This window comes from Bradyrhizobium sp. USDA 327, assembly GCF_041262065.1.
Lineage (GTDB): Bacteria > Pseudomonadota > Alphaproteobacteria > Rhizobiales > Xanthobacteraceae > Bradyrhizobium > Bradyrhizobium liaoningense.
This window is the reverse complement of sequence record NZ_JBGCCW010000001.1, coordinates 5,269,289-5,284,343: the sequence shown is the minus strand read 5'-3', so window position 1 is coordinate 5,284,343 and position 15,055 is coordinate 5,269,289. Positions and strand designations below refer to the sequence as shown.

The following is a 15,055-nucleotide window of genomic DNA, read 5'->3' as shown; positions in this document are numbered from 1 at the left end:
GCGGGCCGCGCGTACGGCAAAACCGTGTGGTCCTGGCCGTCGTTGCTACGGTCAAGCTCTTGCGGAGGCGGCAGTCGCGTCAACCGGCGCGGCGCCGGCGACTTTCGCGGGGTGAGGGAGGCCAGAACGAACTCGGCTCCCGGGAGAGCACGGCATAAGCCGTCCGACCATCGCGCAGGGAAGGCCGTGTGTTGGGCTTCACCTGTATGCTGCTGTGCGGTTCTTCCTGCGTGTGCATTTCGCGCAGCGGACCGCGGGTGCCGGCCGGCACCCGGTCTTCCCTGCGCCCTCTTGGCTCGAGAGGGTGAGCGACGAAGCAAAGCTCGGGCGAATTCGGCCGCGAGAGCGCGAAGCCATGTCTGCAAGTTGAGATGCGGTGTTGGGACTGCGATGGCGCCTGTGCTCCGCAATGCGAGTTGGAAACAGGCTTGAGGAGCAGACACGCGCTGGATGAAACTTTGGAATCCCTCCAGGGAAACGCACAGGATCTGCTTCGCTGCGCTCGCAATGCCGACGTGCTCCCGGGAGGGACACGTGAGCGTCTCGAAGAGATTCTTCCGCTGCGAGATCTTCCGCAGGTCTTGGGTCGTCATCCCAGGTTGCGGTCGGGTCGTCCGCCTCACCCCCGGCTCGCCACGCGCGCGGGGTCGAGATGCTGCTCGATCTTGGGGCGGTCGCGCGTGCGCTCGAAACTGGTGCAGAGCAGCTCGGTCTCTTCGAGCGAGACCGGCGCACGATACAGCCGGCACATGAATTCGGCGGTTGCACGTCCCTTGCCGGTGCCCGGACCGCGCTCTGCGAGAAACATGCAGTCCCGGCAGATACTGGCATTGAGCCGCTGATGGGCTGCATCGAGGTGATTGAGGATCTCGCGGAGAGAGTCGCGCAACCTGATGCACTCGTCGGTCCCGAGCGAAGTGACCGCATTCACCACGTGATTGATCGGGTCGTGCTGGCTCAGGCATTTCTCGCCCTGGGCGGTGACGTGCAGGACGACAGAACGCTTGTCCTCATGCGACGGCTTTCGCACCAGAAAGGACTTGCTCTCTAAAGTCTTCACGATCTGCGATGCAGTCGCCCGAGTGGCGCCGATGAAGCCGGCCAGCGCGGACGGGGTGCGCGAAAATCTGTTGGCGCGGCCGAGAAAGCGCAGCGCCATCCACTCCCGATCGCGCAATCCATGCTGATCGCCTTCGAAATACCAAGCCCTCGCCGCCTGAACCAGCAGCTCGACGGCTTCCCGCGCCAATGGCATGGATCTACCTCGTCCCCGGAACTTTGTCTGCGGCGTCCCGGAGCCGCTCTGCGCCCTGAGTGTCCGACGAGCCTGTCGTGCCGAGCTCTCGTTCAAAGGCACGGACCGCAACGCGCCGCACCTTGGCCGTTGCGGAACGCATCGTCCGGAACGAGAGGCTGCGTCGATGGCATGCCAGCAGCGTCGTCGTCGCGCGGGAGCCCGGGTTGCCGTCACCGGCAGACGGTGGATCGGAGTGGTTCAACCGAAGCCCCCAAAGTTCAAGTCACAGGCAGACGTTTCTTATACTCGAGCGAAACGATGAATGAGCTTCTCAACAAAATCAAGTCAAGACGCTCGCGCAGACTGGATGTCGTCGTAAGCGGCTGCAACGTTCAAGACAATCGCGCTCTTCGGGACACATGATGGTGAACGCAATACGCTGCCTGACGAGCAACATGCGCTCGACTTTGCGAGGGGCTGATTGCACGGCATGTTGCTGTCTGTCGTCGACGCAAACTGACCGAAGCTTGTGCACGACGATGATGTGTGTCGGCACGTCATCCACAACTTGTGCGTTCCGGCGGAGAATGCCCCAAGGGAACTCACAGGAATTGCACGTGACGGTTGTCGTCGCCGTGTTCGCAGAATCGTCGCGCGCGATCGCCTGCGCCGCGGCGGGGCGTTGTGCTCACCCGAATGGTGACGCGCTCGTGACGGAAATCGGTGATGGATCCGGGTACGCATGCGCCGGCAGCGTAACGCCATGCGCAATATCCTGTCGAAAACCTCGCGCAGAATGGGCGGCAGACGCCTCTCATACGCCGCCTCACCCTCTCCATCCGCTAATCGCCCTTGAGCATGTCCCGGAGCTCGCGGAATGGATCGGCGCTCGGCGGAGCCGAAGCGCCTTGCCGCATCGCGTTGTAGATTCTCGGAACCATGTCGACCGCCTGATCGAGACCCGAATCACGTCCCGACTGATATCCGCCCATCAAGCGAAGGTCGCGCGTGTCCTCGTATTGCGCGATCATGGCGCGCAGCTTGCTCACCAGCTCGCGCTCCTCGGGGTCCCAGACGTTATGGGCGAGGCGTGAGACCGACGCCAGAACGTCGACGGCCGGATAGCGCGCCTGGTCGGCGATGTGCCTGGAGAGCACGATGTGCCCATCAAGTGTGCTGCGGATGGTGTCGGCGATCGGCTCGTTGTGATCGTCGCCGTCGACCAGCACGGAGAAAATCCCGGTAATCGTGCCGGATCCCTCCTCGCCTGGACCGGCGCGCTCGAGCAGACGCGGCAAATCGGTGAAGACCGTCGGCGCGTAGCCGCGCGCGACCGCGGGCTCCCCGGCGGCGAGCGCGACCTCGCGGGCGGCATGGGCGAAACGGGTGATCGAATCGACCATGAGCAGGACCGATTCGCCCCGATCACGGAAATATTCGGCGACGGCCATGGCCGTCTTCGGCGCCAGCCGCCGCATCATCGGGCTTTCGTCTCCCGTCGACACGATGGTGACGGCGCGGTGACGGTCGGTGCCCAGCACGTCCTCGATGAACTCGCGCACCTCGCGGCCGCGCTCGCCGACCAGCGCCAGCACGACGGTGTCGAAACCCTGGCTGCGGGCGAGCATCGCAAGCAGCGTCGATTTGCCGACGCCGGAGCCTGCGAAGATGCCGACGCGCTGGCCGGCGCAGATCGGCGCGAACAGGTCGATGACGCGCACGCCGGTGCGCAGCGGCTTGTGCACGCGTGCGCGCTTCATGGCCGACGGCGCCTCCGCCTCCGCCGAGACCGCCTGGGGACCCTGGGTGAGGGGGCCCTGTCCGTCCAGCGGTGCGCCGAGGGCGTTGATGACGCGGCCCTTCCAGCTCGGATCGGGCGCGAAGGACAGCGGCGGCATCCGGTAGGCGACCGAGCCGAGCCCGCCGGCAAATTGCCGGTCGAACGGCTTGGCAACGATGCCGTCGCTGTCGATCCGCACCACCTCCCCGATCTGGCGCTTTCCGGCCGAATTGACGCCGATGAGCTCGCCGAGCCTGACGAAGCGCGACAGGCCGGAAACGCGGAAATGCGTCGGCGCGATCTCGGAGATCGCGCCGCTGACGCTTGCCAGGGGAGTGCTCTGCTGAAGCTCCAGCAGCGCCCACTCGAGTTGCCGAAGAGCGTTCAAGGAAACCGTCCAACCTCAATCTCAACGCGCGCGAGGCGCAGTCTACTTGCCGGGTTCGCCGAGTGTCCGGATCGCGTTCTGGAGCGAGCTCTCGGTGCCCTCGATCATCGAATTGGTGCCGTCGAAGGCGCGCGAGGCCGAGATCAGCCGCGTCAATTCGAGCATTGGATTGGCGCCGGAGCCCTCGACATAGCCCTGCTTGAAGCCGTCCCGGGAGAAATCGGCAATGGCAGTCGCTGGCCGGTCGGGCGTCACGCCGGAATTGCCGTAGCGTTCGAGATTGGCGTCGGGCGGAATGTTGAACAGGCCGATTGTGCCGATCTCGTTGTTGTCCTGGGTGATCGCGCCGCTGCGCGCGATCGAGATCGGTCCGCCGTTCGGGTCGAGCGTGATCTGCGCGCCGCCGGAATCGACGACGGGGAAACCGCTCACGGTCTGAAGGTCGCCGTTGGGAGCGATCTGGAGGCGGCCGTCGCGCGTGTAGACCGTGCCGTTCGGACCGGCGAAGGCGATCCAGCCCTGTCCGACCACGGCGACGTCGAGCGGGTTGCCGCTCTCGGTGATGCTGCCCATCTCGCGGGAGATGATGTTGTCGCCGGGCGAGGAGAACGCCACCGGGGTCGGTCCCGCCTTGGACAGCACGGTCTCGAACTTCACAACGTCGGTGCGGAACGCCGCCGTGTTGACGTTGGCGACGTTGTTGGCGATCGTCTGGAGACGCTTTTCGAGCGCGACCTGCGCCGACAATCCCACATAGAGAGCCGATTGCATGGCCTACCTGTTGAACTTGATGTTCTGAAGTGTCGTGAGCATGTTGGTATCCATGCTGATCGACGTCGACGCGCCGGCGATCAGGACCAGCGCGGGGTTGGTCGAGGGATCGTTCTGGGCCTGGGTCGCGTCCCACATCGCCGCGAAACGCTGCACGAATTTAGTGACCTTGGCCGGGTCCTGGAAATCGGCGAGATCGATCTTGTCCGTGATCATCTTGGCCTGGGCATCGATGTCGGATGAGCTGATCGTCGACGACCAGCCCATTGCAGTCTGAACCACCTGCGTCAACGCCTTGTCGGCGAGGATCTGGTAGGAGGTCGTGATCGTGGAAGCCTTGCGGGCGAAGTAGAGCGCCAATCGCAGGCCTTCGTTCTGATCGCCGGCCTTCTCCTCCATCGTCTGCGTGACGTATTGGGTCGCGGTGCCGGTCGTGGCCGCGGCGGCCTGCGTTGCCTTGTCGCCGAGGGCAGCGAAATTGAAGGCAGTCGCGAATTGCCGATAGCGGGTGTCGGTCAGCTTGTTGGCGAAGGCGTCCTTGCTCGCAACGCCCTCGGTCAGCACCTTGCGCATGAACGCCTTGGCATAGGTCATGTCGCTGAGGCCGTAGGCCTTCATCGCGTAGGAATAGAGACGATAGTCCTTCAGGAAATCGTCGATGGTCTTCACGTTGCCGATATGGCTGAGGAAATAGTCGGTCTCGCGGCTGACGTCAGGCTGCTGTGCGACCTGCGTCAGCGACTTGCCCATGTCCTTGGTCAGTCGGGTGTAGTCCGCGATGGTGGATAGCATGACGCGCGCCCCTCTGGCCGCTGTTGCGGCTTCGCCTCAAACTGCCGCGAATTGCTTGCGCGAGGCTGGCGACGAAGAAGCCAGCCTCGCGCAAGCGTGGCCGACTAGATATTCCCGATGGGATCGGCGATGGAGCGGCGCGTTGGGCAGTTTCGTGGGGATTTTCATCACGGTAGCGGCACTGCTCGGCGGCTTTGCAGCCATGGGCGGGCATCTGGCCGTGCTCATGCAGCCGTGGGAATTCGTGATCATCATGGGTACCGCGGTCGGCACCTTTATCGTGGCCAATCCCTGGAAGACGGTCGTGGACACCGGTGTTGCCTGCATGCAGGCCATCACCGGCGCGGTGCCGGGGCAGCGCTATTATCTCGACCTGCTCGGGGCCCTGCATGCCCTGATGCGTGAGCTGCGGGGCAAGGGCCGCAACGAGGTCGAGGCACATATCGACGATCCCTCGTCCTCCGAGATCTTCAAGGCGTTTCCGAGCGTGCTCGGCGATCCTTCGCTGCTCCAGTTCATCTGCGACTACGTCCGCCTCATCATCATGGGAAATGCGCGCACGCACGAGATCGAGGCGCTGATGGACGAGGAGATCCACACCATCGTGAAGAGCAAGCTGACCCCCTACAATGCGCTGGTGGTGGTTTCCGAAGCGCTTCCGGCGCTCGGCATCGTCGCGGCGGTGCTCGGCGTCATCAAGGCCATGGGCGCGCTCGACCAGTCGCCGAAGCTGCTGGGCGGCTTCATCGGTGCCGCGCTCGTTGGCACCTTTGCCGGCATATTCCTGTCCTACGGCATCATTTCGCCCTTCGCGCTGAAGATCAAAATGACGCGCGAGAAGCGCTGCCGGCCCTACATCATCGTCAAGCAGACGCTGCTGGCGTTCATGAACGGCGCCATGCCGCAGATCGCCGTCGAGCACGGCCGCAAGATGATCGCGAGCACAGAGCGGCCGTCGATCGACGTCGTCGAGAACGAGACCATCGCAGGTCCCAAGCCGGTCGTGGCCGAAGCCGAACCCAAGGCGGCGCGCGCATGATGATGGAAGACGCCGAAGTCGATCAGCGCAAGCAGCTGCCGAACTATTTGCTGGACGCCGCCGGCATATCGATCGATCGTATGCCGATGCTCAATGTGATCTTCGATCGCATGGCGGCATCGTGCACCGACAGTCTCCAGCCGATGGCTGGAACCCCCTGCTATTTCTCGGTCAACGGCATTACCAACGACCGCGTCGGCGACATCATCAAGGACTACGAGGCCAACGCGGTGGCGGCGGTGCTCTACGCCGAGCAGTGGGACTCCCGCATCATCATCATGCTCGACCGTGACTTCGTGTTCACGATGGTCGAGGCGATGTTCGGATCCGACGGCGCCGAGCCGCCGCTCGACGTCGAGCGCGCGTTCTCGAACATCGAGCTCCGCCTGGTGCAGGCACTGTTCGAGCGGTTTGCCAAGGCGCTGCAATCCGCCTTCGCCGGCACTTCGAACGTCACCTTTCGCGTGGAGCGGGTCGAGACGGCGATGGCTTCGCTGGCGATCGGGCGAAGCGGCAACATGTCGATCTGCGCGAACATCATGCTGCAGGCGCTCTACCGCGGCGGCCAGATGTTCCTCATCATCCCGCACTCCGCGCTCAATCCGCTCCGGCAGAAGCTTGCTCATGTCGTGGTCAGCGACGGTCGCGCGGCCGACCCACGCTGGCGCGAGCAGATGGAGAGCGAGGTCCACCGGACCGAGGTGACGCTCAGCGCGGTGCTCGACGAGAAGACGGTGTCTCTCGGCGACGTCGTGAAGTTCCAGGTCGGGCAAGTGCTCGAGCTCGAGGCCACGCCGCGCACGCTGGCCCGTCTCGAAAGCAACAATCAGGTGCTGTTCTGGTGTCAGATCGGCCAGCTTGACGGCTATTACGCCATGCAGGTGGCAGATCCGGTCGACCAGAAACGGGAGTTCGTCGATGATATCCTATCTCGTTGATGCCGTGCTGCTGATCGCGCTCGCCTTCACCAGCATGCGGGTGACAAGGATGCACCGCGAGCTGGCGCGGCTGCGCAGCTATCAGGGCGAATTCTCGACCATCGTGCACGAGACGGCGGGCGCCTTCGACACGGTCATCACGGCGGCGCACGATTCCACCGCAAATCTCGGACGGCTCGCCAACGTGCTGAGCACGAAGATCGATCAGGCCCACGAGGCGATCGCGGCGCTCGATGCCAGAAGCGGCCTCGCACCCGCCGCGACCGCAGGCGGCGCCGACTTGAACAAGCATTGAAGCCGAAGCCGGCAGGACAACTACGATCGGAACGCCACGGCGCTCCGGCAGCGGATATACCAAGAGGCGATACCAGATGGCGCAATCCTTCGACTATGAATCTGCACCCGCATCGGCAGAGGCCGAAACGTCTCCCCTTGAGCGGCTGGCGGAGATCGCCCAGCGCACGGCCGAGGAGACCGGCAAGTTCGCCAATATCGACGCCATCCTGCGGATCCCCGTGACCATGCAAGTGGTGCTCGGCTCGGCGACCATTCCGGTGGCGAACCTGATGAAGCTTGGTCGCGGCGCGGTGGTTCCGCTCGATCACCGGGTCGGAGAGCCCGTCGACGTCGTCGTCAACGGCCGCATCGTCGCCCGCGGCGAGGTGGTCGTCGTCGAAGAGGACAATTCCCGCTTCGGCGTCTCGCTCACGGAGATTGTTGGTCCGCTGGGCCAGGGTGATACCTGATCATGGCGGCACCGGTCGGCATCGCGCCAGCCAAGCAGCGAGGTGTTACCACGCTGGGCGGCACGGAAAAGGTTGCCGCGCTCCTGCTGGCGATGGGCCGGCAGGCGGCGGCGAGCGTGCTGCAGCAGTTCGAGCCGCAGGAGATCCGCATCGTCACCAAGGCGGCGGCGGAGCTGCGGCCGATCACTGCGCAGGAGCTCGAGGGAATCGTCGAGGAGTTCGCCCAGCAGTTCTCGATGGGCGCCAACATCCTCGGCACCCTCGGCGGCCTGGAAGCCGTGCTCGGCGACGTGCTTCCGGCCGACCAGGTCTCGCAGATCATGTCGGATCTGCTCGGCAATTCGAGCCGGTCGGTATGGGACCGCGTCTCGTCGGTGTCTGAAAACTCGCTCGCGAGCTATCTGTCCAAGGAGCATCCGCAGACGGCGGCGCTGATCCTGTCCAAGGTCAAGCCAGCCTGCGCCGCCAAGGTGATGAGCCAGCTGCCCTCGAGCCTGCGTAACGAACTGATGCGGCGCGTTCTGAGCCTCAAGCCGATCGTCGACGATGCCATGCGCATCATCGAGAAGACGTTGCACGAAGACCTGACGCTGAACTTCGCCCGCAACCTCGGTGCCGACACTTACGCCCGCGTCGCCGACATCATCAATAAGATGGAGCGGGGTCATATCGAGGACATGCTGAAGAGCCTGTCGGAGAAGCGGCCGAAGTCGGCCGAAGTGCTGAAGGAACTGCTGTTCACCTTCGACGACGTGGTCAACCTGACGCCGAAGGCGCGCACCATGATCTTCGACCAGGTGCCGACCGATCGCATCGTCGTCGCGCTGAAGGGCACCGACAAGCATTTCCGCGAGCTGATCCTGTCCTCGGTCGCCTCGCGCGTCCGCCGCGTCGTCGAGCACGAGCTCGCCATCGGAGAGCCGTCGAACCAGCGCGACGTGCTGGAGGCGCGACGCGTGATCACCGATCTTGCGCTCGAGCTGGCGGAAAAGGGCGAAATCGAGCTCAACCCCGAGCAGGAGGATGAGCTGGTCTTCCGCTGACCGCTGAACGGGCATGGCAGAAACATCCGATCCGGAGAGCAAGACAGAAGAGCCGACCGAGAAGAAAGTCCGTGATGCGCTCGAGCAGGGCAAGATTCCGGTCTCTCGGGAGGCCTCCATATTCGCCTCGATGGCCGCGCTGATGGTGATCCAGGCCTTCCTGATCGGCCAGGGTGTGCAGCAATTGACGCCGACGCTGAAGAGCCTCCTCGACGATCCCGAGGGCTTCCCGCTCAGCACGGGCGCAGACGCGCAGAACCTGCTCACCGTGGTCGGACTCCAGGCGCTCCGGTTCCTGGTGCCGCTGGTCGTCATCCTGGTGGTGTTCGGGCTCGCCGCCTCGCTGCTGCAGAACGCCCCGCGCGTGGTGCTCGAGCGCATCAAGCCGGACTTGAACCGGATCTCCCCGATCAGCGGCTGGAGCCGGTTGTTCGGGACGCAGGGCCTGATCGAGTTCGCCAAGTCGCTGTTCAAGCTTGGCGCGGTGAGCGCCGTCGTCGCCTTCGTGCTGCGCTCGTCCGAAGCGAGGGCGTTCGAGGCGATGTACACCGATCCGGTCGCGCTGCCGGAGATGATTCTCAACATCGCGATGCGGATCGTCTCGGCGATCTGCATCGCGACCATCGTCCTGGTGGCGATTGATCTCGCCTGGGCGCGCTTTCACTGGCGGCGCGAGCTGCGCATGACGAAGCAGGAGATCAAGGACGAGCACAAGCAGGCGGAAGGTGATCCGCTGATCAAGGCGCGGCTGCGCTCGCTGGCGCGCGACCGTTCGCGCCAGCGGATGATCGCCTCGGCCTCGCGCGCGACGCTGGTGATCGCGAACCCGACGCATTTCGCGATCGCGCTGCGCTACAAGCGCGAGGAAAATGCCGCGCCGCTCGTCGTGGCCAAGGGCATGGACGTGATCGCCTTGAAGATTCGCGAGGTTGCCGAGCAGAATCGAATCCCCGTCATCGAGAACAAGGCGCTGGCGCGCGCACTCTACGAGGCGGTCCAGGTCGATCAGGTGATTCCGGCCGAATTCTTCCGACCCGTCGCCGAGATCATCTACTTCCTCCAATCCAAGCAGACGCCGCGGCCGGAGAAGGTCCAGTAGGATTTCGGAGGATAGCGTCTGCCTCATCAGCCTGACGAAAGCTTGACGCCCTAAGCTTCCCTCGAATGGACCAGAATGGGGCTGTCGTGGGACCGCTTTATCTCTTCGAACTCGCATCGTCGCAGGCGCGGTACCTCGAACTCCGCCAGTCGACCATCGCCACGAATGTCGCCAACGCCAACACGCCGGGCTTTCGGGCGCGCGACGTCGAGCCGTTCAACAAGGTGCTCGACGGCATGCCGGTCAGGCTTGCGACGACGTCGCCGTCGCACATGCAATTGTCCGCGACCGAGACCGACACGCGGGCGACCGCGAAGAAGGACAGCTGGGAGGTGGTTCACTCCGGCAACTCCGTCAGTCTCGAGCAGGAGATGATCAAGGGTAGCGACGTCAATCGCGACTATTCGATGAACTCGGCGATCGTGCGGTCGTTCCACCGTATGGTTCTGTCGAGCGCAAAAGCCTGAGGTGAACTGACATGCTGGACTCACTGCAAGCTTCGTTGACGGTCGCGAGCTCCGGGCTCGAAGCGCAGTCGACGCGCATGCGCATCGTCTCGGAGAATCTCGCGAACGCCACCTCGACCGGGCGCATTGCCGGCGCCGATCCGTATCAGCGCAAGACCATCACCTTCGATGCCGCGATGGACCGAGCCTCGGGCGCGCAGCTCGCGAAGGTCAAGGAGATCGGGGTCGACACCACGCCGTATCGCGTGGAGTACGATCCGGGACATCCCGCTGCCGACAAGGCCGGCTACGTCAAGCTGCCGAACGTCAACATGATGATCGAAATGGCCGACATGCGGGAAGTCAACCGGTCCTATGAAGCCAATCTTCAGGTCGTGAAGCAGGTGAGATCCATGCTCGGCATGACCATCGATCTTCTGAGGAGCTGACAATGCTTGAGGCGATTTCATCCACGGCGATATCCGCTGGCCAGGCGGCTAGCCGCGCCACCGAGACGCAGGCCGTCTCGCCCGCGGCGACCACGGCGATCCAGACCGGTGACGACGTCGGCTTCGAATCCGTGATGAAGCAGGTGACGACCGACGCGATCGGGACGCTGAAGGCGGGCGAGGCGGCGTCGATCTCGGCGATGCAGGGCAAGGAATCGACGCGTCGCGTCGTGGAGGCGCTGATGTCGGCCGAGCAGGCCCTGCAGACGGCGGTCGCGGTTCGCGACAAGGTCGTGCAGGCCTACCAAGAAGTCGTTCGGATGTCGATCTGACCTGAAGGAATGAAATAAGTGAAATCGCTCGCCATTGCGGCCACGGGCATGAACGCCCAGCAGACCAACATCGAAGTCATCGCGAACAACATCGCCAACATCAACTCGACCTCGTACAAGCGGGCGCGCGCGGAGTTCACCGATCTGTTCTACCAGATGGACCGCATGCAGGGCGTCGCGAACGTCAACGGCTCCTCGCCGATCCCGGAAGGTGCCAATCTCGGCCTCGGCGTCAAGTCGGCGGCGATCCGCAAGCTGCACATCCAGGGCGCGCTGACCCAGACCGGCAACCCCTACGACCTCGCGATCAACGGTCGCGGCTGGTTTCAGGTGCTCGGCCCCAACAACGAGGTGCAATACACCCGCGCGGGCTCGTTCAATACCAATGCCAACGCTCAGCTCGTCACGATCGACGGCTATCTCCTGGATCCCGCGATCACCGTGCCGCAGGGGACGGTCGAGGTCACGGTCAACGCCACCGGCCAGGTGTTCGCCAAGCTGGATACGGAAGTGAACCCGCGGCAGATCGGTCAGCTCAACCTCGCCAACTTCGCCAATGAAGCGGGCCTGGAGCCGCTGGGCGGAAATCTCTATCGCGAGACCACGGCGTCCGGCACGCCGGTCGTCGGGCTGCCCGGCGACGCCGGTTACGGCAAGATCAACCAGAAATGGCTCGAAGCCTCCAACGTCGATCCGGTCAAGGAAATCACCGAATTGATCTCAGCGCAGCGCGCCTACGAAATGAATGCCAAGGTCATCCAGGCCTCGGATGAAATGGCCCAGACGGTCTCGAAGGGCATGCGCTAGTTCCGGTGTCTCGATGTTGAACAGGGTGGGCCTGATCATGCGCGGGTTGGCCGCCGTGCTGCTGGTTCTCGTCGCGGCGCGCGGCGCTGCGGCCGAGGAGAAGCGGCTTCCCGTGCCGGCCGTCTCGATCCGCGCCGGCGAGCTGATCCGGGAGGAGATGATCACCGAACGCGCCTTCGCGCCGAGTCTGCTCGGCGTCGCCATGTTCATCGAGGGCCGTCAGGTCCTGGTCGGCCGCATGGCGCGGCGCGCTCTGTTTCCGGGCCAGCCCATTCCGACCAATGCGGTGGAAGACCCCTGGACCGTCGCCCGCGGCGCCACGGTCAAGGTCGTGGTCGAAGACAGCGGCCTGTCCATCGTCACCTACGGTTCGGCGATGCAGTCGGGTGCGGCCGGCGCACTCATTCCGGTACGCAATACGGATACCGGGGTGATCATCAGGGGCGTCGTCCAGCCGGACGGCACCGTTAAGGTCGTGGACGGGTCATGACAAGACTCCTGCTTGCGCTCGTCCTGCTCATGTCGGTCGTCAGCGCCCAGGCGGCCGTCCGCGTCAAGGACATCGCGGACATCAAGGGTTTGCGCGAGAACCAGATCGTCGGTTACGGCCTCGTCATCGGCCTGAACGGCACCGGCGACACGCTTCGCAACGCGCCGTTCACGGAACAGTCCCTGCAATCGATGCTCGAGAACATGGGCATCAACGTCAGGAACGAGACCACGAGCACCAACAACCCCCCGCGTCCGACGACGCTGCGCACGCGCAACGTCGCGGCGGTGATGGTGACCGCGGACCTACCGCCATCGATCGGGCCCGGCGAGCGCATGGACGTCACCGTGTCGTCGCTCGGCGATGCGACGTCGCTGCTCGGCGGCACGCTGGTCATGACGTCGCTGCGCGCCGCGGACGGCGCCGTCTACGCGGTGGCGCAGGGCGCGATCACGGTCGCCGGCTACAGCGTCGGAGGCCAGGCGCAGAACGTCAGCCAGGGTACGCCGACGGCCGGGCGCATCCCGAACGGTGCGCTGGTCGAGCGCGAGGTGCAGGGAAGTCTCCGCGAGATGGAGTTCCTGGTGCTGGAGCTGAAGAACCCCGACTTCGTCACCGCGACGCGCATTCTCGACGCCATCAACCGATACGCCGGCGGACGTTACCGCGCGCAGATCGCCTTCGAGCGCGACTACCGCACCATCGTGCTGTCGAAGCCGCGTCACATCGGCCCTGTCCGTTTCCTGGCCGAGATCGGCGAACTGACGGTCGAGCCGGATACGCCGGCGCGGGTCGTGATCAACGAGCGCACCGGCACGGTCGTGATCGGGCGCGACGTGCGGATATCGACCGTTGCCGTGACCCACGGCAATCTGACGGTTCGTGTCACGGAGATGCCGGTCGTTTCGCAGCCGGCGCCGTTCTCGCGAGGGCAGACGGTGGTCGTCCCGCAGACCGTGGTCGAGGCCAACGAGGCGGGAGCGCAGGTGGCGATCCTGAGCGGGGTCGATCTCCAGCGCCTGGTGCGCGGGCTGAACCAGATCGGCCTGAAGCCATCGGGGATCATCGCGATCCTCCAGGCGATCAAGACGGCAGGCGCGCTCCAGGCCGACGTCATCGTGCAATGATGCATAAGCGTCGTGCAAGCTTGGTCGCTCAATGCTCAAGTCTCGACCGAGAATCGCACGCGGCCCGATGCTGAAGCTGGATCACAAAGCCAAACTCCTCCTGCTGGCCGCGGCCTCAATGCTCGCGAGCGCATCGCCCGTGCTGGCGCTGGACGAGGCCAGGCCGTCGAAGCCGCTCAACCTGCTCTCCTTCGCGCGCGCCCGCGCGGCGGGACCGCAGAAGCCGCAGGTGCCGGCCGCCCCGAATTCCGGCGAGAGTGCTTCGATCCGGGCGACGGCATGGGCGGCCGAAGAGTCGGGACCCGCGGTCACCGGGGCGATGCCGGCTTCCGAGACCCCGACACCCGCGCCTGCGCCCGCACCGGTCCGTCCGGCCAGGCCCGGCAGCGTCACGGCGCCGCCGAAGCCTGCGCCGCCGCAGGCTGCGCCGGCCCCGGACAACGAAATCGCCCTGTTCTGCAGCAACGTCGCCGATCCCGCCGTCGACGCAAGGCTGGCCTGGCAGCTCAAGGAGCTGGAGAAGGCCGAGAGCCTGCTGCGCGAGCGCATTGCCGAAGTCGAGGCCAAGCGCGCCGAATACGAGAAGTGGATGGTGCTGCGCGACGACTTCCTGAAGAAGGCTGAAGCGAGCGTTGTCGAGATCTATTCGCGCATGAAGCCCGAAGCTGCGGCGACCCAGATCGCCGGCATGACCGACGAGACCGCCGCCGCCGTGCTCGCCAAGCTCAGCCCGAGGAGCTCGAGCGCGATCTTCAATGAGATGGATACGGCTCGCGCGGCCCATCTCGCCGACCTGCTCGGCGGCATGCGTCGCGTGGATGACGGAAAGACCAAATAGATGAACAAGCCGATCCTCGTCCCTTCGCTCCTGCTGGCGTCCATGGTCCTGGCGGGATGCTATCATGATCCGGCCGAAGTCCTGACCGGTCCGCAAATGTCGCCTGTCGGCAGCGGCCTGAGGATGCAGGCCGATCCGATCCCGGTGACGCCGCGCATGCGCACGCCTGTCAGCTATCGCTCGACCTGGGACGACGGCACCGATCTCTACCGCGATCCCCGGGCTCGGCGCACCGGTGACGTCGTGACGGTGATCATCTCGATGCAGGACAAGGCCAAGCTCGACAACAAGACCGACCGCTCCCGCGATTCCCAGGTCAAGTTCGGGCTCGACTGGCTGATGAACGTCGCAGGCTGGAGCGACACTGGCCAAGCCAATGCCAACCTCAACACCAATACCCAGATCAAGGGCAACGGCCAGATCGATCGCACCGAGGACATCAAGCTGTCGATCGCGGCCATCGTCACTGACGTGCTGCCGAACGGCAACATGATGATCAGCGGCTCGCAGGAATTTCGCGTCAACACGGAGATGCGCGTGCTCAACGTCGGCGGCATCGTACGTCCGCGCGATATCTCGCGAACCAACACGATCTCCTACGACAAGATCGCTGAGGCGCGCGTGTCCTATGGCGGGCGCGGCAATCTGTCGGACGTGCAGCAGCCTGGATGGGGACACCGTATCTATGACGCCGTGGCACCATTCTGAGGCTTGCGCCGGCCGGGTCGCGTCA

Annotated in this window: 18 protein-coding genes; 14 read left to right on the top strand and 4 right to left on the bottom strand. The window is 64.7% G+C overall.

The genetic code is table 11. The annotated features are described in order from the left end of the window. Nucleotides 1-619: 619 nt before the first annotated feature. From ABIA42_RS24880 to ABIA42_RS24865, 4 genes are all read right to left on the bottom strand, one after another. Nucleotides 620-1,255: a MarR family winged helix-turn-helix transcriptional regulator gene (locus tag ABIA42_RS24880; protein WP_271531100.1), complete on the bottom strand. Its 636-nt coding sequence runs from the start codon at nucleotides 1,253-1,255 to the stop codon at nucleotides 620-622. Nucleotides 1,256-2,079: 824 nt separating this feature from the next. Further along, nucleotides 2,080-3,405: a flagellar protein export ATPase FliI gene (gene fliI, locus ABIA42_RS24875; protein WP_370120174.1), complete on the bottom strand. Its 1,326-nt coding sequence runs from the start codon at nucleotides 3,403-3,405 to the stop codon at nucleotides 2,080-2,082. A 42-nt stretch (nucleotides 3,406-3,447) separates the two neighbouring features. Further along, nucleotides 3,448-4,176 (bottom strand): flagellar basal-body rod protein FlgF, encoded by a 729-nt coding sequence (gene flgF / locus ABIA42_RS24870; protein WP_131869528.1) that lies wholly within the window; start codon nucleotides 4,174-4,176, stop codon nucleotides 3,448-3,450. A gap of 3 nt (nucleotides 4,177-4,179) precedes the next feature. Next, nucleotides 4,180-4,968, bottom strand: coding sequence for a DUF1217 domain-containing protein (locus ABIA42_RS24865; RefSeq protein WP_370120178.1), 789 nt, complete (start codon nucleotides 4,966-4,968; stop codon nucleotides 4,180-4,182). Nucleotides 4,969-5,110: 142 nt separating this feature from the next. Here ABIA42_RS24865 and motA point away from each other — a divergent pair, with 142 nt between their 5' ends. The 14 genes from motA (at nucleotide 5,111) to flgH (ending at nucleotide 15,030) form a co-directional block, all read left to right on the top strand. Further along, nucleotides 5,111-6,007 carry a flagellar motor stator protein MotA gene (motA, locus tag ABIA42_RS24860; protein WP_271531096.1) on the top strand — a complete coding sequence of 299 codons (897 nt, stop codon included), beginning with the start codon at nucleotides 5,111-5,113 and terminating at the stop codon, nucleotides 6,005-6,007. Further along, nucleotides 6,004-6,945 carry a flagellar motor switch protein FliM gene (locus ABIA42_RS24855; protein WP_370120183.1) on the top strand — a complete coding sequence of 314 codons (942 nt, stop codon included), beginning with the start codon at nucleotides 6,004-6,006 and terminating at the stop codon, nucleotides 6,943-6,945. Before motA ends, ABIA42_RS24855 begins: the two co-directional genes overlap by 4 nt. Next, nucleotides 6,926-7,240: a hypothetical protein gene (locus tag ABIA42_RS24850; protein ID WP_035670167.1), complete on the top strand. Its 315-nt coding sequence runs from the start codon at nucleotides 6,926-6,928 to the stop codon at nucleotides 7,238-7,240. Before ABIA42_RS24855 ends, ABIA42_RS24850 begins: the two co-directional genes overlap by 20 nt. A 76-nt stretch (nucleotides 7,241-7,316) precedes the next feature. Then, nucleotides 7,317-7,691, top strand: coding sequence for a flagellar motor switch protein FliN (gene fliN / locus ABIA42_RS24845; RefSeq protein ID WP_061877142.1), 375 nt, complete (start codon nucleotides 7,317-7,319; stop codon nucleotides 7,689-7,691). Nucleotides 7,692-7,693: 2 nt separating this feature from the next. After that, nucleotides 7,694-8,734 (top strand): flagellar motor switch protein FliG, encoded by a 1,041-nt coding sequence (locus ABIA42_RS24840; RefSeq protein WP_035670173.1) that lies wholly within the window; start codon nucleotides 7,694-7,696, stop codon nucleotides 8,732-8,734. A gap of 13 nt (nucleotides 8,735-8,747) precedes the next feature. Further along, nucleotides 8,748-9,833, top strand: coding sequence for a flagellar biosynthesis protein FlhB (flhB, locus tag ABIA42_RS24835; RefSeq protein ID WP_271531093.1), 1,086 nt, complete (start codon nucleotides 8,748-8,750; stop codon nucleotides 9,831-9,833). Nucleotides 9,834-9,898: 65 nt separating this feature from the next. Further along, nucleotides 9,899-10,300, top strand: coding sequence for a flagellar basal body rod protein FlgB (gene flgB, locus ABIA42_RS24830; protein WP_061877140.1), 402 nt, complete (start codon nucleotides 9,899-9,901; stop codon nucleotides 10,298-10,300). Nucleotides 10,301-10,311: 11 nt separating this feature from the next. Further along, a complete protein-coding gene (flgC, locus tag ABIA42_RS24825; protein WP_035670180.1) occupies nucleotides 10,312-10,728 on the top strand; it encodes a flagellar basal body rod protein FlgC in 417 nt (138 codons plus the stop codon). A gap of 2 nt (nucleotides 10,729-10,730) precedes the next feature. Continuing rightward, the gene (locus ABIA42_RS24820; protein ID WP_035670186.1) at nucleotides 10,731-11,060 is read left to right on the top strand and encodes a flagellar hook-basal body complex protein FliE; all 330 of its coding nucleotides are present in this window, start codon (nucleotides 10,731-10,733) and stop codon (nucleotides 11,058-11,060) included. 18 nt (nucleotides 11,061-11,078) lie between these two features. After that, nucleotides 11,079-11,867, top strand: coding sequence for a flagellar basal-body rod protein FlgG (gene flgG, locus ABIA42_RS24815; protein ID WP_035670189.1), 789 nt, complete (start codon nucleotides 11,079-11,081; stop codon nucleotides 11,865-11,867). Nucleotides 11,868-11,880: 13 nt separating this feature from the next. Further along, a complete protein-coding gene (gene flgA, locus ABIA42_RS24810; protein WP_081494926.1) occupies nucleotides 11,881-12,357 on the top strand; it encodes a flagellar basal body P-ring formation chaperone FlgA in 477 nt (158 codons plus the stop codon). Further along, on the top strand, nucleotides 12,354-13,484 hold the full coding sequence (flgI, locus tag ABIA42_RS24805; RefSeq protein WP_370120191.1) for a flagellar basal body P-ring protein FlgI: 1,131 nt from the start codon (nucleotides 12,354-12,356) through the stop codon (nucleotides 13,482-13,484). The genes flgA and flgI overlap by 4 nt, the downstream gene beginning before the upstream one ends. A gap of 67 nt (nucleotides 13,485-13,551) precedes the next feature. Continuing rightward, complete coding sequence (locus tag ABIA42_RS24800; RefSeq protein WP_370120194.1) at nucleotides 13,552-14,322, top strand: MotE family protein; 771 nt, start codon at nucleotides 13,552-13,554, stop codon at nucleotides 14,320-14,322. Then, nucleotides 14,323-15,030 (top strand): flagellar basal body L-ring protein FlgH, encoded by a 708-nt coding sequence (gene flgH / locus ABIA42_RS24795; protein ID WP_370120197.1) that lies wholly within the window; start codon nucleotides 14,323-14,325, stop codon nucleotides 15,028-15,030. The last annotated feature ends 25 nt before the right edge of the window (nucleotides 15,031-15,055 follow it).

Bases quoted from the DNA above. Each gene is read 5' to 3' on its own strand.
- flgF (WP_131869528.1), bottom strand. From the start codon at position 4,176: ATGCAATCGGCTCTCTATGTGGGATTGTCGGCGCAGGTCGCGCTCGAA.
- flgH (WP_370120197.1), top strand. From the start codon at position 14,323: ATGAACAAGCCGATCCTCGTCCCTTCGCTCCTGCTGGCGTCCATGGTC.
- flgI (WP_370120191.1), top strand. From the start codon at position 12,354: ATGACAAGACTCCTGCTTGCGCTCGTCCTGCTCATGTCGGTCGTCAGC.
- ABIA42_RS24820 (WP_035670186.1), top strand. From the start codon at position 10,731: ATGCTTGAGGCGATTTCATCCACGGCGATATCCGCTGGCCAGGCGGCT.
- flhB (WP_271531093.1), top strand. From the start codon at position 8,748: ATGGCAGAAACATCCGATCCGGAGAGCAAGACAGAAGAGCCGACCGAG.
- ABIA42_RS24855 (WP_370120183.1), top strand. From the start codon at position 6,004: ATGATGATGGAAGACGCCGAAGTCGATCAGCGCAAGCAGCTGCCGAAC.
- ABIA42_RS24865 (WP_370120178.1), bottom strand. From the start codon at position 4,968: ATGCTATCCACCATCGCGGACTACACCCGACTGACCAAGGACATGGGC.
- fliN (WP_061877142.1), top strand. From the start codon at position 7,317: ATGGCGCAATCCTTCGACTATGAATCTGCACCCGCATCGGCAGAGGCC.
- ABIA42_RS24800 (WP_370120194.1), top strand. From the start codon at position 13,552: ATGCTGAAGCTGGATCACAAAGCCAAACTCCTCCTGCTGGCCGCGGCC.
- flgC (WP_035670180.1), top strand. From the start codon at position 10,312: ATGCTGGACTCACTGCAAGCTTCGTTGACGGTCGCGAGCTCCGGGCTC.
- flgA (WP_081494926.1), top strand. From the start codon at position 11,881: ATGTTGAACAGGGTGGGCCTGATCATGCGCGGGTTGGCCGCCGTGCTG.
- ABIA42_RS24880 (WP_271531100.1), bottom strand. From the start codon at position 1,255: ATGCCATTGGCGCGGGAAGCCGTCGAGCTGCTGGTTCAGGCGGCGAGG.
- flgB (WP_061877140.1), top strand. From the start codon at position 9,899: ATGGACCAGAATGGGGCTGTCGTGGGACCGCTTTATCTCTTCGAACTC.
- ABIA42_RS24840 (WP_035670173.1), top strand. From the start codon at position 7,694: ATGGCGGCACCGGTCGGCATCGCGCCAGCCAAGCAGCGAGGTGTTACC.
- ABIA42_RS24850 (WP_035670167.1), top strand. From the start codon at position 6,926: ATGATATCCTATCTCGTTGATGCCGTGCTGCTGATCGCGCTCGCCTTC.